Here is a 14,240-nt window from a genome sequence, read left to right as displayed (position 1 = left end):
CTTCAGAGCTCCCCAAGGTGCGGGAAAGCGCGCCGCGATCGCAAGTAGTGAGCTCCGGCTATTTAGAGCTGCGGGCTCCTCTCACCGCCGCTGCAACGCACCTTCCGATATTGCGGCAGCTCGAGCTGATGCTCGCCCTACGCGGCGATGCGGCCAGAACGCTTTACCCGCGCGGCTTCGGCGCTTTTCTTCCGGGAGATACGGCTTCCAAGCGCTCGCGGCGCACTGCCCTGACTTACACAGCGGGGGTGCGTTTCTTCCCTCATGAGAAGCTTATGCTTCGAGTGAGTTCCGCCACCGGCGAACTCCCGCCGTCCATCCAGAACCTGCGCTCCACCTCCGGCACGTTCGGTTCACAGAGCCCTAGCCTTGCGGATCCGAAAAGAGGCGGGCGTCCCGTTGGGAGCGAACGGAACTTCACCTTCCTGTACGGAGGATCGCCGGACTCAGCACCCGAGCGGGCAAGCACCTTTTCTGCGGGCTTCGTGGTCAATCCCAACAACATCAGAGGGCCGCGTATCTCGCTCGATTACTCGCGCATCCACAAGACGCGTGAGCCGTACGTCTTATCCTTCCTCTTCTACGATGACGCGAACGCATTGGCACGCGTCCCCGAGGTGCTTGCACTGGAAGAGAAGGAGCCCGAGCGCCTGCGTCGCCTGCCACTGACTGCTCAAGATCAGGCGCTCGGCTATACCGGCGGCGTGGTGACTCATGTCGATGGGCGCGGCGTCAACGATGGAGAGACCATCGTTCGAGCGCTCGACGTGGACATCGCCTGGACGTTTCCGCTGCGGGGTGCCGGCGTCTTCAGTCTTTCCGGTGGCGCAACGCGGCTCATCTCCCTGCGCCGCCGCGCTTCCGGCACTCCCTTCTGGACGGAATATGCCGGGTATTTCGACGGACCGGTCAAGTGGCGCGGCAACCTTTCCGTGGACTGGCAGAGTCGATCAAACTTCGCCGGCATCGATGCACAATATGTGGGAAGCTACGCACCCGAATATGCCTTTCCAGGCAACCAGCCCTTGAATCCGCACGTGAGCCGATTCCAGGGCGGTGAGCATATTCCTGATCAAATCTACTTGGACCTGCGATTGGGACATCGGTTTCAGATCGGGGATCGTGGTGGCCGCAACATGAAGTTGAAGCTCGTGATCGCTAATGTGCTGGATGCGAGTCCACCAATCACGGCCAATCAATTTACGCCTGGCTATAGCTATTATGGAGATCCGCGCAGACGCCGCTTCAGTATTTCGCTCGATACCAGCTTCTGAGCAGCGGACCACGGCCGCGTAGATGCGGGCGGCGGACTGATGAGCCAGTGCTTCGAAGAAAGACGCGGGCCGGACGTCCTGCAAGAACTGCGACATGAGATCCCGTTCTCCCGACGACCTTCGACCGCCGATCGATACCAGCCTGGAATTGGCCGCGGAGCGAACGGTTCTTGCGCTCGAGCGGACGTACAGTGCTTGGGTTCGAACGGGCTTGGCGGCGATCGGAGCAGCGGTGGGACTCCACGCCGTGCTGGAGAGCCGGGTCCCGAAGCTGCTGCTACACGTGTCAGGGACTGCGCTCATCCTGTTCGGGTTGCTGTGCTTCATTGCCGGGACGTCCCGGAGCCGCGTATCCGCGCGCGTGGTCCTCGATAGCCGTGACGCAATCCGGCCGTTGCTCATCGCAATCATGGATGCACTTCTGTTCCTCGGAGCTTTGGCGGCGATCGTCAGCCTGTGGATTGATTAGTTACGGGTGGCCAAACACCACCGTGAGCTGCTGAATTGATGCTCATCACGCGATCACTGGCAGCGACGCCGTCCTTCCGACCGCGCCGCTGCCACGCCATTCGCCGATTGTGAAGTCAGTCGGGGGCGCTCGCGGCGCGCTCGATCATCGCGGCCACTTCGGCGGGGTGAGAGAGCATCACGACATGGGAAGAACCCTTCACCTCCATCGTCTCTCGCGCACGCGCACGATCCGCCATGAAGGCGTGGGCACGTCGGGGTATGTTCTTGTCGAGCGAGCCATAGATGAACCAGGAGGGGGTGGTCTTCCAGGCAGTGGCGACAGCCGGCTCATTGAGAGCCTCAAGCGTCACCGGACGCTGGGTCACCGCCATATTGGCAGCCTTCGCCTCCGGAAGGTCAGCCGCGAACTGCCCCCAGAACTTGGCTGGGAGGATGTAAAGATCCTGCGATCCGTCGTCCAATCGGATAGGGGGCGCGAGCGCCTGTCCAAGCGTGCCTTCGGGGAATTTGTCGGCGATGCTCTGGCCGCTTTCGCCAGCCTCGAGCGCGAAACCGGCGACATAGACCAGCGACTTGATCTTGCCCGCCGGCGCCGTCGCAGCGGAGATCACCGCGCCGCCGTAGGAATGGCCTGCAAGAACCACCGGACCCGGCTGGGCAGCGACGATCGACGAGATGTACGCAGCATCTCCCTTCACGCTCCTTAGCGGCGCGGCGGCGGCAATCACCTTGTAGCCGTTGCGGAGCAGTCGCGTTGCCACCGGATCCCAGCTGGAACTGTCCGCAAAGGCTCCGTGGACGAGGATCACGGTCGGCTTTTCGCGCGTCGGCAGCGCCTCCGCGGCTGAAGCAAAGGCGAGGCCCGCCGCAGCGGCCAGTAATAGAGTTCCGGGTCTGATCATCGCTTCCTCCACTGGGGCCGCTCTCGTCGACGCCCGTTGCGCCGCGCGCGGCCAGAGGCGGTGTGCTCCCTCAGCGGGCTAACATCCCGCGAGACCTTGTGAGTTGGCATGAACCGCGTCGGCCGTTTTAAGCTGAGCGTCAGGGGGAGTAATGCGTGAAGACGAGGTCATCGCCGTCGGCCAATTTGCGGTGGCAGGCGTTGCAGGTCCCGATCAGGGCCGCGTCGGGATTTGCTTTGCCACTCTCGAATTGGCCATACCCCCAGCCGCCCGTGGCCCCATAAAGCTTGGAGTTCTTGACCTCGACCTGGACGTTGGTCGGCTCCCCAGCGACGAAAGACTGCGCTCGCCCGAAAATCGCGTCGTTCCGAGGCGACGGCACGAGCTTCCACGCCACTCGAACGAGCACGGTACCGTCAGGGAAGGGGCGTTGTCCGTTTCGGTAAGCAGCGACGGCAATATCGTTACCGAGGATCACCCGGATGTCGTTGAGGCTGCCGGCTTCGTGCGCGACGCTAATCACCTGCCACTGCCTGTAGTCGGCCGGGAGGCGCACGCCATAAATGGGGGAGGCGTCCTGTTGATCCGCCGAGGCCGCAAAGCTGATGGCGCCGGTCAGGAGCATGGCTCCAGCGAAGAGAGGGACCCGGTTTAATAAAGCCATGATCGAACGCCTCTCCCGGAGATCGAGCCATTTGGCCCATGTCGAGTCACGTCGGCGGTGCCTGACTAGCGCGCGGAAGCGGCGTCAGACCTGCGCGATGCCGCCGTCGGCGAAAAGCTCCGAGCCGTTGACGAAGCTGGAATCGTCGGAAGCGAGAAACAGCGCCGCCTTTGCAATCTCCTCGGCTTCGCCGACCCGCTGCAACGGGATAAGCGCCGCAAAGTCGTTCAGGAGATCCTGCTGCCTCGCCACGTCGTCTCCGACGATGCCGACAAGCCCCGGCGTCCGGACCGGCCCAGGGCTGACGACGTTGACCCGGATCCCTGTTCCCCGAAGGTCGAGCGCCCAGCTGCGCGCGAGGTTGCGTACAGCTGCCTTGGAGGCCGAATAGACGCTAAACGCGGCGGTGCCGCGCGACCCTGCGGTCGAGCCGGTCAGAATAATAGAGCCGCCCTTCGCCATCAGAGGGAGGGCCTTCTGAACGGTGAAGATGACGCCCTTCACATTGCGCCCGAATGTGTCGTCGACCTGCTCTTCGGTGATGTCGCCCAGCGGCAACAGCCCGCCCCCGCCTGCATTTGCGAACAGGATGTCGATCCTCCCCGCCGCGGACTTCACCTGCTCATAAAGCCGATCGAGGTCCGCCAGGTTCGCGGAATCCGCCTGGATGCCGATGGCGTCGCCGCCTATCTCAGCCACCGCTCGGTCGAGCGCGTCTTGCCGACGGCCGGTGATGAAAACCCTAGCGCCCTCGGCAGCGAAGAGCGTTGCCGTTGCAAGCCCGATGCCGGTTGATCCACCCGTGATCACCGCAATTTTGCCGTGCAGACGATCAGGCATCGGGTGGTTCCTTTCATCTTGGCGGAGGCGAAGTCGCGCGACGCGGCCGGTCATTCGGTCCGCAACAGTCTAGCTGACCCGTACTGTCCGCCAAAATAAGCTTCTGTTAGAAAAGATGTGCCGCCGCTCGAGCTCAGGGGGCGAGGTCGTCCGCCTGCCGCCCCGCCTAGCTCCTCCGCTTACACCTCGAGGCTACATGTAAGAAGCGCGAGGCGTTGGGTCAGCCGCCACATTCCGCTGATCACTGCCCTTCGGCCACCGCAGCTTTCAGCAAGTCGAGCAGGTAGGAGAGGTCCACCTGAACCGGCCCCGCTCCGGATGAGAGCAGACCCGGAACAAGATGATCGGAGGAGGTCGCGACGATCAGAAGCGAGACGCTGCGGTATTCTGAAGCCTGCCCACCGCTGGGGGCGCCGATCGTCGCATCCTCGACGTGCGGCGTGGAATGCTGCTCCTTAGGCCTGGAGGCCGGGTTCAGGAGCAGGCGTGCCACGGAGGCGGGAGGCACGCAGTCAGAACTAGTCTCAGCCTCCAATGGCTCCCCTTCGAACGGTAACCGCGACATGCCGGAGTTTCTGAGCGGAGCTACGCTCGTCCCACGGCAGCGGCCGGTGAAGACATATCCGCGCCCCGGTATCGTCTTGATCAAGGTCCGTGCGGGGCCCAGGGCCTTTCTGAGGCAAGTCATCTGGAACCTGAGATTGCTTTCGTCGACGAACGTGGTCGGCCACACCTGGCGAACGAGATCATCCTTGGACACGACGTCACCGGCAACCTTCAGCAAGGCATGAAGAAGCTCGAACGCTCTGCTGCCGATCTCGATGGGCCTTCCCTCGCGCGAAAGCGTTCGAGATCTCAGACAAAGAACGAAGTTTTCGAACCTAATCTCCTGCTCGTCACGGCCCGGCTCGATGTGCGCCAGGGGAGGGGATGCGAACTCCGGCGCCGAAAGCGCGGCCGACCCTGCCCGGAATTCTGGAACGGCGGTGGCAAGCGGTACGGTGGCCATGATTTCTCCCCTTGAACGAGCGCTCCCCTGCGCCCTCGGAACGACGCACTTCCTGGGCTGCCCGGCTAGAGGAGAGCCCCCGACGATTCACGAAAGGTCCGATTGGTCCTATCAGTTAAGACGTGGCGGAGGCAGCGATCCACACCTGAATCTTCGATGCATTGAGTCTCAGCGGGACGAGACTAGCTCGACTGCCCCTCCTTCGCGCCGGAGGCTGCGAACCGGGTGGATCTGCTCGACAGTGCGGGCGAAGCGCCCGGGATCCCCCGCTTTGAACGATCCGGTGACCCGCAGACGCGCTACCCGCGGGTCGCGCACCACGAGTGCCGTCGAGGAGTAACGATTGAGCTCGGCGGCAGCCGCGGCAAGAGTGTCGTTCCGGAAAGTGACCAGGCCTGCCGGCCAGTCCAGCGCTTCCTGCAGGTTCGGCCGGGACACCGTCACTCCGCCGCTTCGCTCCGTCAACTGTTCTCCTGCCCGAAGCGTCACGGGAGCGGCACGCCCGTTGAGGCTTTGCACGGCCACCCGACCCTCGATCAGAGTGACCCGGACAAGGTTCGGCTCTAGTCGCACGTCGAAACGCGTCCCGATCGCGACCACTTCGATATCTCCGGCGCGAACCGTGAACGGCCGGCTCACATCATGCGCGACCTGGAAGGAGCCTCGCCCTCGTAGCAGCGTAAGCGCACGCCTAGTCGGTTGAAAGGCTATGTCGACGGCGGATGCGGTATCCAGCGTCAGTCGGCTTCCATCGCTGAGCCGAACCGTCCGCTGCTGGCCTTTCGCCGTCACATAATCAGGAGCGCCGAAGCGTTCGAGAGGGTCGGGAGCGGCCTGTGCCATTCTGGGCGGAGACTGCGGGTTGCCTCCAGTATGGAGCCATATCGCAGCGGAAGCCAACATCAGGAGGATTGCCGCTGCGGCCGCCGCGAACACTCGGGCAAAGGGGAGGTCTCTCGGCTCCGGACCGGCTTCTCGCGCCTTCTCGCGAATTGCTTCGAGAAGCTCGTCCTCGCCTAAGGTGTCGAAGCAGCGCCAGGCTGCCTCCGCCTGTTCCCACGCCTCGCGATTGGCAGGATCGGCGGCAAGCCAGAGTGCAAAAGCTTCCTCTTCGCCCTGAAGAGGATTGTGTGCCCGCCGCGCCAGCCATACGGCGGCAGCGTCGTCGGGCGACGTTGCGCTCAGGCGCGGCAGGGAGAGGATCTCCCGGATCATAACTTACCCTTCAATCGCACACTGAGATGGTGGGCCGCGCGGACCATATGCTTCTCGACTGCGCTGACCGAAATGCCGAGCTGCTCACCGATTTCGCGATAGCCTCGGCCCTCTAGGCGGTGGAGGACGAAGACCGTCCGGCTTCGCTCTGGGAGCGACAGCAAAGCCGCCGTCGCAGCGCTGAGCGCTTCGCGGCCCGCGAGGACCCGAACGGCGTCGAAATCGGTCCCGCCATGCTGATCCGGGTCAAACGCGACATGGGCGTCAGCGCGCCTGGAGAGGCGGCGACGGTTTCGGTCGGCAAAAACGCTTGCGGCAGTCTGGAAGATGTAGCTTCCAAGATGCGCGATGGGCTCGGTGCTGTCGCGCGCCACAACGCGCGCGAACACCTCCTGGACAAGATCCTCGACTTCATCCGGATCATTCACCCTGCGGCGAAAAAAACCGGCCAGTGACCGGCGCAGCGGACCGGCTTCGCGCGCGAGCGGCGATCCAGCCTCGGTTCCGCCGGACGGCAATCCTGGTCCTAGAACCGTCGGCGCAACGCGCGGGGCGTTGGCAAGGGAAGGATCGGCGTCCACTCCGAAATAGACGCAGAAGAGGGTGATACCCTCATCGGAATTGTGACGAGAGGGTGAGCTGGAAGCGCCGCCCGCGCGGATCGCCGTAGAGACTGTATCCCGCCGTGGAGGGCTGAGCGACGATTGGAGGAACATGGCCGAAGATGTTCTGGATGCCGAGTGCGAGGGTGAGCCCCGCCCGCCGGCCGTTCCGGAGGAGCTTTCGCTCGACTGCGAGATCCAAATAGACCTGAGAAGGGATCCATCGCCCGCCTTGGAAAGCGAGAGCATTGGCGTTGAGACTGGCCTTGGCGGGGTCTGCGTAGGTGACTCGGTACCGCCCTAGATATTGAGCATTGAGGTCGAGGGTGGTTGCGCCATTGACCCATTCGATGCCGAGATTGCCGCGCCATTCAAGGGGACCGTCGGCATAGCCGACGCGGCTTACCGCTGCCCGACTTGGCGACGCGCGTGAATCGAAGCGGGGCTCCCAGGTGGCACTGCCAAAAAGCCGAAAGGTGCTTCCGCCGCGCGTCATCAGCTGCCAGTCGAGGTCGACATCGAGAGTTTCGACAGTGGTGCGCCCCTCATTCCTGGAGGTGAGGTCGAGCTCCGTGATTCTGCCGCCGGTGAACCCCGCAAGCCGGTCCGCCTCCGTCAACGGCGCACGAGTCACTCTGCCCGGATAGGTTTCTTCGTCGGCCACAATCGAACGCACGCTGAGGACGAACGGCACGATGTCGCGCCGCCTCTCGATGCGCGAGAAGTCGACCCCTATTCGGGGGCCGCCGTTTGAGAAGGGATTGAGAACCGCACCGACCGAAATGGTGCGGGCCCGCTCCGGAAGATTGCGAGGGCGTCCACCCCTGAGCACGAACACGGATCCCTCGGTGGCCACGCGGCGGTTTCCCCGTTTCGGGTCCGGAGCTCCGAATGCGTCGACCCCGCCGATGCTGGAGCGGAAGGTGGAGAGCTCCGCGATTGTCGGCTGCAACTCGCCTGTGGCGATGCTCCCGCGCAGCATCAGCTCCGGGAGCGGAAACAATCGCGCTCCGGCGGTGAATGAGATCGAATGGCGACGAATGCGCAACAAATCGTCGTTCGAGGGGAAGCCGGGCGAAGGTTGGACTGGAAAGAAGGTCCGGCTGGCGTCGTAGCGGCCCGCGAGCTGAAATTCGAGGCCGCGGAGGAGCCTCGGTCCGGACTCGCGCTCGACAAGAGGCGCTCTGAACTCTGCGTAAAGTGACCGATTTCCGATGGTACGGGTCGGGATCTGTCCGCTGGATCGGCCAAAGAAGGTCTCCGCGAAGCTCGTTGCGGCCGGAACATGTTCGCGGCGCTCTTCGGCAGCCAAGGTGAGGCTTAGAGGACCTCCGGGGAGCGGGGCCAACGGACCGGCAAGGCGAAGGCCTGCATCCGAAAAATGATCGGCAAGCCGCACGAAGCCCTTCTGTTCGAAAAGAAAGCCCGGGGCCGTGGTGAGAAACTCGGCCCAGTTGCCGAGCGGGTCCAGGATCGGCTGTCCGTTCGGACCAACGGCGCCGCCTCTGACCGCATTCGCGAAGGCGGGAGACGCTCGAAAGACATTCGATCGTGCGATTTGGACGCTGCGGCCGAACGAATAGTCGGCATTGGCAGCCCATCCGTGTCCGAGCCGGCCGATCAGACCGAAGGTGTAGCGGCGGACCCTGATTTCGCGTCGATCGACTCCGACCAGATAGGGCTCCGGAAAACTGAAAGCGATCGGTTGGCGGAACGGATTGTATGCCGCGCCGCCCGGGGTCGGCGATAGGAAAGTGCCGGGGTTTGCCTCCAATCGCCCACGATTGTTGGCGTAGATGAGACCCGCAAATGCCTCGAGATTGCTGCCGAACCGATGGCGGACGCTCATGAGGAGCGAGGTGACGCTCGCATTCGACAACAGATAGCGCCGGGTTCCGGTCTGATCTTCAGGCAGGCTGAGGTCGACCTTGCCCGCGTTCGCCGCCAGCAGCTCATTGCGCTCGCCTGGAGTTCCGGCGAAACCCAGGGGCAGAAGTGTGAAGGACGCACCAAGCGCGCCTCCTCCGTTGGCCTCATTGAAGACCAGATCCCCACCGGTGCTGACCACCCCCACCGAATTCGTTGCATAGGCATGGCTGGCGTAGAGGGCCGGAGCGTTCGAAAATGCAGCCCGGCGCGCCCGCGCGGCGTAATCACGCTGGCCGGTCAGGAGAGGGTCGCTGACCGAACGGCTCGCGACGAGCATCGCATGGGTTCGGCCGCCGTCGGGCGTGAAGCCGAATATGCCCTCGAGTCTCAGGCCCGCGGCGCCGCCGCGCCCTGTGATCGAGGGGGTGATCCGGAGCTCGAGGCCGTGATAGCCTCGGCGAACGACGAGGTTCACCACTCCACCCACGGCACCCGGGCCGTAAATACCCCCGGCCGTGCCGGTGAGCGTCTCGATGCGCTCGATCGCGATCAGGGGAATACCGTTGAGATCGGGTTGCAGATAGTCCGATTGAACGGTGGGCACGCTCGGCATTCGTCGCCCATCGACCAGCACCAGAGTGCGCTGCGCGCCCAGGCCTCGAAAATCGACCTGCGAGCGAACGGCACCGGGCTCCGCGTACGTATTCTGCGCCGGGGCCGCCGGATCAGCGTTGGCTGGCACGCGGCTGCGCAGGAACTGGTCCAGATTATCGCGATGAGCAGTCTCGATGTCGGAGCGTGTCGCCACTTTGTAGGGCTGGATGTCGTTCCGGGTCCGCCGGATGTCGGCATTCTGGGTTCTCCTGCCGACGACGAGGATCTCCGGGACCGCCTCGCTGCGGGTGTCGGGAGGAGGGTTCTGCGGCAGCGCGAACAGGACGAACGCACCGTCTGCAGTTCTGCGAAAGCCGACACCTGTTCCGGCAAGCAGGCGCGTCAGCGCAGGGACAAGCGCCAGCCCGCGTGGTGGCGGTTCCGCGCTACGGCTCCTGCAAAGCCGCTCGTCGTAAAGGATCTCGGCGCGCTCGCGCGCTGCAAGCTGGGAAAGCAGGCTGCACATGTTGGCGACGTTGGCCGGAGCGGGTGCAGCCGCGAGGCCGGAAGCGGATAAGCCTGCCGCACAAAGGCAGAAGCTCGCCACCCAATTGAGTCCGCCTTGAGCGCCATCGTACATGCCGGCGATGCCCCCTTGGCTACCCTCCCTTCTAAGCCTCTCCGGAGTTTCGTCCAGACATCAGCCGAACGCAGAAGAATGCGTCCGACGAGCGGTCACCGGAGCCTCTCCCGAAAGAAATCCCGCGTACGCTGATTGGCCAGAGCCGCAGCATTCGCATTGTAATGGGTGCCATTGTGTCTCGAAAACGCATGGTGGCAGCCCTCGTAGGTGAAGACCTCTACATTGGGCATGTTCGCCAGCGCGGCGCGGATCGCGTTCCGCGCCGGCTCCGGCATGAATTCGTCGTTGCCGGCAAGATGCATGAGCATCGGGGCTGTTATCGAAGACGCTTCGTCCAGGTATTTCTCGGTGTCCGCGCCATGGAATGCGACCGCGGCATCCGGGGCAAGTCGGGCCGCGGCAAGAAAGGTCATCAAGCCGCCGAGGCAATAGCCGAGCACGCCAACATTGCCGGTCGATCCCTCCATAGCGGCCGCGGCTTTCATGGCGGCGTCTATGTCGCGTACTCCGAGGTCGAAGTCATAGGCCTGATACAGCGCCAGCCCTTTGTCCCAGTCAGCTTCAGACCTGACGTCCAGATCGACGTCCGGCTGCTGCCGCCAGAACAGATCCGGACATATTGCGATGAAGCCTAGAGCCGCCAGTTCATCGCAAGTCTGGCGCATGTCCGCATTCACGCCGAAGAGCTCGTGAAGCACCACGATTGCCGGCGCCGATGCCGCTTGGGGCCGCGCCCGATAGGCTGAGAAACGGCCGTCCGGTGTCGAAATGTAGATGTGGTCATCCATTTTATTCTCCATAAGCGAGGTAGCGGAACGGTCCGGAGCAAGCGCCAAGGACCGGCCAGACGGCACTTCCTCCCGCTCTTTCCCAGGATCCCGTGCGGACGGTGAAGACCGCCGCCCCTGAAAGCGGTGCGCGGCTTCCGTCAGGTCTTCAGAAATCTTAGCAGGTCCGCGTTGAATCGATCCCGGTGAGTGACCATCAACCCGTGCGGAGCGCCCTCGTAGACGGTGAGGGTGGCGCCGGGGACGAGCTTGACCGTGAGCCGCCCCGCATCGTCGATCGGAACGATCTGATCGTCATCGCCGTGGATGATGAAGGTAGGGATGTCGAACCGCGCAAGGTCGTCGTAGAAGACGGTTTCCGAGAACTGCTTGATGCAGTCGTACGACCCCTTCAGTCCTACCTGCATGCACATCAGCCAGAAGGCGTCCTTGACGCCCTGAGAAACCTTCGAGCCTGGGCGGTTCCCGCCGTAGAAGGGCTCGGCTAGGTCGCGATAAAATTGGGATCGGTCGGTCTCGACACCCGTGCGGAGGGCGTCGAACGCCTCGATGGGCAGTCCTCCCGGGTTTCGCTCGGTCTTGAGCATCGTCGGGGGAATGGCCGAGACGAGGACTGCTGCCTTGACGCGCGAGGTGCCGTGCCGACCGATGTAGCGGGTGACCTCGCCGCCCCCGGTGGAGTGGCCGACATGCGTGACCTCCCGAAGGTCGAGCGCCCGGACGATGGCGGCAAGATCGTCCGCATAGGTGTCCATGTCATTGCCGTTCCAGGTTTGACTGGAGCGTCCGTGACCGCGCCGATCGTGGGCGATCACGCGAAAGCCGTTCGATGCCACCGTGAAGAGCTGATCCTCCCACGCATCGGCGCTCAAGGGCCAGCCGTGAGAGAACATCACGACGGGTCCCTGGCCCCAATCCTTGTAGAAGATCTCGGCTCCATCCTTTGCTTTCACCGTCGGCATTGGTTCATCCTTTCCTTTGCGAAATGTCTTCGGGGAGATGGGCCGAAGCCTCGGTAGGGACCCGGAAGCTCACGACCTGGCGGTCCATGACCCCGTGAATTGGGTCGGCGAGCTCGACCAGCACTCGATGCTCACCCGCGGAAAGGCCCACGATGACGATGGTTTGGCCGCTTGCGTCCACGAAGTGCCATGGCCCGTCGTCGACCGTCACATGGACGTGCCCGACACGAGGCGAGACATGCATCGCGGCCTCCCCGAAGACGGGCAGGACCCGGAGGTTCTCGGTCCGGTATTCGATGAAGACGCGCCCCTTGGCGAGCGGTCCGGGGAGAGGTGGATCGACCACCAGGCGAGCCGGCGGCTCGTCGGGGAAGGAGACGAGCGGGGAGGGGCGGTTCCGGCAATCGATACCGCCGTTGCCGCTCGAGAAACCTGAATTACTTGCCATCGATCCGCTCCTGCCCGATCACCTTCATGCCCTCACGAACGCGAGGAGATCGGCGTTGAAGCGGTCACGATGGGTGACCGGCAGGCCGTGCTGAGCTCCCTCGTAAACCTGGAGTGTCGCCGAGCGGATCAGTTTCTGTTGCAGCTTCGCCGAATTGCCGATCGGAACGAGCTGGTCCTCGTCGCCATGTATGATCAGGGTCGGAACATCGAAGCGCAGAAGATCGCTCGTAAAGTCGGTTTCCGTCTGCGCTTTGATGCCGTCATAGGCTGCCTTGAGGCCGGCCGACATGCATTGCTGCCAGAAGGCATCCCGCACGCCCTGTGAGACCTTTGCATTCGGCCGATCGATGCCGAAGAATGGAATGCTCAGCTCGCGATAATATTGCGATCGGTCGGCGGCGACTGCCCGGCGCAGCTCGTCGAAGGCCGACATCGGCGCTCCGTCGGGGTTCGACGAGGTACGCAGGCGTATCGGCGGGATCGCAGATACGAGCACGACCTTGCTGAGCCGCGACGTGCCGTGCCGTCCGATGAAGCGCGCCACCTCGCCGCCGCCCGTGGAGTGTCCGACGAGGGTCACGCCGCGAAGGCCGAGCGCTTCCATCAGCGTCGCCAGATCGTCCGCATATCTATCGATGGTATTGCCGCGCCAGGTCTGGGTGGATCGACCGTGACCACGCCGATCGTGGGCGATGACCCGGCACCCGTTCGAGGCGAGGAAGAACAGCTGGTCCTCCCAGGCGTCGGCATTGAGCGGCCATCCGTGCGAAAGCAGCACGACCGGCCCGGTGCCCCAATCCTTGTAGAAGATCCGGGCGCCGTCCCTCGTCTTGACTGTGCCTTCGCCGCGCCCCTGCGACGCGCGAGAGGGCGCCGCGAGCGCCAGGTCCGGCAAGCTGGACCCGATGGCGCTCGCCGCCAGGATCCCAGTTGCACCGGCTAGCATCCTTCTGCGAGACGTCGCCAGCGGTGCGAGCAAAGCCCTATTCATGAGAACCTCCGTGATCTGGCGGCGCCGTTCGGCCGGTCGCGAAGGTTTATGAGCGGCCGGAACCGAGGCCGGTAGGAAGATGCCAGGAGAAACCGTGAGGGAGTGTAAGCTCAGCGGGAGGGGGCATCGCCGCCCGGAGGGGTTCGGGAAAGAGTTGCGATCGCTTAGCAGTGTACGGCCACGGGCATCGCGAGCAACAGACGCCGCCGGCCGCATGTGAGGGCCAGGAAGCGAGGGTAGTCGACCGATCTGCCCCCGGTCGGGGGAGGCTGGCGGAACAAAGCCTCTCAGGTCCTCACAGCAACTTGCTGAGAGCTGCGAGACCAACGGGCTAAGACGGCAAGGAGTGCTTCCTCAGACGGACGAACGCCATGACCTCAGACGCTTTCCGAACGACCATGACCTGTTTTGCAGCCTTGGTCGTCAGCACGCTTCTGGTCACAGCGCTAAGTTCGCTTCCAGGATTGGCATGAGCGCACTCGAGCCCTGCGCGGGCAACTAGAAGCGGCTTGTCTCCAGGATTAACGAGTTATCGGAGGATCATCATGAACGGACCTGACGAAAATTCTCCGGATAAGCCCGAGCACGAAGGGCGGCCCGGCCCCATCATCCATATTGGCGACCAGGGCGCAGCGAGCCCCGACGGCCCCGTCTCAACTACCGATCCGCACCCGCCGAGTGCCCTCGGCGGCCATGCCGCGGCACGTTCTGCGATCGCTCCCGAAATAGATCCTGATCAGGAGCAGCGTTGAAAGCCTTCCAGACGGTCGCCAGATTAGGTGCAGCAACCGCGCGCAGCCGTAGACGCCGCGGTAGACTAGGCGTGTGAAAAGCGCGCCATCGATCATCGACTGACCCCATTCGTTATCGAAGGATGCCGTTGGTTGTGCGGCAACAAACTGCGAGGCCGTCTTTCCGCCCCGGTTCAGCGTTGTCGCCGCCGCCGCCGCACGTGGCTGCAAAGAC

General features: G+C 63.7%; 13 protein-coding genes and 1 pseudogene. 2 read left to right on the top strand and 12 right to left on the bottom strand.

What is annotated here, in order from left to right:
* Together VF662_RS11735 and VF662_RS11730 are read left to right on the top strand one after the other, a co-directional pair.
* Positions 1-1,274: TonB-dependent receptor (locus tag VF662_RS11735; RefSeq protein ID WP_464141333.1), on the top strand; the 1,274-nt coding region annotated here is incomplete at its 5' end.
* A 94-nt stretch (positions 1,275-1,368) separates the two neighbouring features.
* Positions 1,369-1,743: a DUF202 domain-containing protein gene (locus VF662_RS11730; protein ID WP_464141331.1), complete on the top strand. Its 375-nt coding sequence runs from the start codon at positions 1,369-1,371 to the stop codon at positions 1,741-1,743.
* A 115-nt stretch (positions 1,744-1,858) separates the two neighbouring features.
* On the opposite strand, the gene VF662_RS11725 is transcribed toward VF662_RS11730, so the two are convergent.
* The 12 genes and pseudogenes from VF662_RS11725 to VF662_RS11670 form a co-directional block, all read right to left on the bottom strand.
* On the bottom strand, positions 1,859-2,647 hold the full coding sequence (locus tag VF662_RS11725; protein ID WP_464141328.1) for an alpha/beta fold hydrolase: 789 nt from the start codon (positions 2,645-2,647) through the stop codon (positions 1,859-1,861).
* Positions 2,648-2,786: 139 nt separating this feature from the next.
* A complete protein-coding gene (locus VF662_RS11720) occupies positions 2,787-3,272 on the bottom strand; it encodes a cytochrome P460 family protein (protein ID WP_464141326.1) in 486 nt (161 codons plus the stop codon).
* Positions 3,273-3,395: 123 nt separating this feature from the next.
* Positions 3,396-4,151 (bottom strand): SDR family NAD(P)-dependent oxidoreductase, encoded by a 756-nt coding sequence (locus tag VF662_RS11715; RefSeq protein ID WP_464141324.1) that lies wholly within the window; start codon positions 4,149-4,151, stop codon positions 3,396-3,398.
* Positions 4,152-4,392: 241 nt separating this feature from the next.
* On the bottom strand, positions 4,393-5,160 hold the full coding sequence (locus VF662_RS11710) for a winged helix-turn-helix domain-containing protein (RefSeq protein WP_464141321.1): 768 nt from the start codon (positions 5,158-5,160) through the stop codon (positions 4,393-4,395).
* A 168-nt stretch (positions 5,161-5,328) separates the two neighbouring features.
* On the bottom strand, positions 5,329-6,375 hold the full coding sequence (locus VF662_RS11705; protein ID WP_464141317.1) for a FecR family protein: 1,047 nt from the start codon (positions 6,373-6,375) through the stop codon (positions 5,329-5,331).
* Positions 6,372-7,091, bottom strand: coding sequence for an RNA polymerase sigma factor (locus tag VF662_RS11700; RefSeq protein WP_464141315.1), 720 nt, complete (start codon positions 7,089-7,091; stop codon positions 6,372-6,374). The genes VF662_RS11705 and VF662_RS11700 overlap by 4 nt, the downstream gene beginning before the upstream one ends.
* The gene (locus VF662_RS11695) at positions 6,988-10,080 is read right to left on the bottom strand and encodes a TonB-dependent receptor domain-containing protein (RefSeq protein WP_464141313.1); all 3,093 of its coding nucleotides are present in this window, start codon (positions 10,078-10,080) and stop codon (positions 6,988-6,990) included. Before VF662_RS11695 ends, VF662_RS11700 begins: the two co-directional genes overlap by 104 nt.
* Before the next feature lie 95 nt (positions 10,081-10,175).
* Entirely contained in the window at positions 10,176-10,871 is a 696-nt protein-coding gene (locus VF662_RS11690; RefSeq protein ID WP_464141311.1) for a dienelactone hydrolase family protein, read from the bottom strand.
* Between the two features lie 140 nt (positions 10,872-11,011).
* Positions 11,012-11,833 (bottom strand): alpha/beta fold hydrolase, encoded by an 822-nt coding sequence (locus VF662_RS11685; protein ID WP_464141309.1) that lies wholly within the window; start codon positions 11,831-11,833, stop codon positions 11,012-11,014.
* A 4-nt stretch (positions 11,834-11,837) separates the two neighbouring features.
* The gene (locus VF662_RS11680; protein ID WP_464141307.1) at positions 11,838-12,281 is read right to left on the bottom strand and encodes a DUF6130 family protein; all 444 of its coding nucleotides are present in this window, start codon (positions 12,279-12,281) and stop codon (positions 11,838-11,840) included.
* A gap of 24 nt (positions 12,282-12,305) precedes the next feature.
* Positions 12,306-13,178 carry an alpha/beta fold hydrolase gene (locus VF662_RS11675; RefSeq protein WP_464141305.1) on the bottom strand — a complete coding sequence of 291 codons (873 nt, stop codon included), beginning with the start codon at positions 13,176-13,178 and terminating at the stop codon, positions 12,306-12,308.
* Between the two features lie 749 nt (positions 13,179-13,927).
* Positions 13,928-14,240 (bottom strand): annotated as a pseudogene (locus VF662_RS11670) (hypothetical protein); the annotation flags it as partial.

This window comes from Allosphingosinicella sp., assembly GCF_036387215.1.
Classification (GTDB): domain Bacteria; phylum Pseudomonadota; class Alphaproteobacteria; order Sphingomonadales; family Sphingomonadaceae; genus Allosphingosinicella.
The sequence above is the reverse complement of the archived record's forward strand: the minus strand, read 5'-3'. Positions and strand labels throughout refer to the sequence as shown.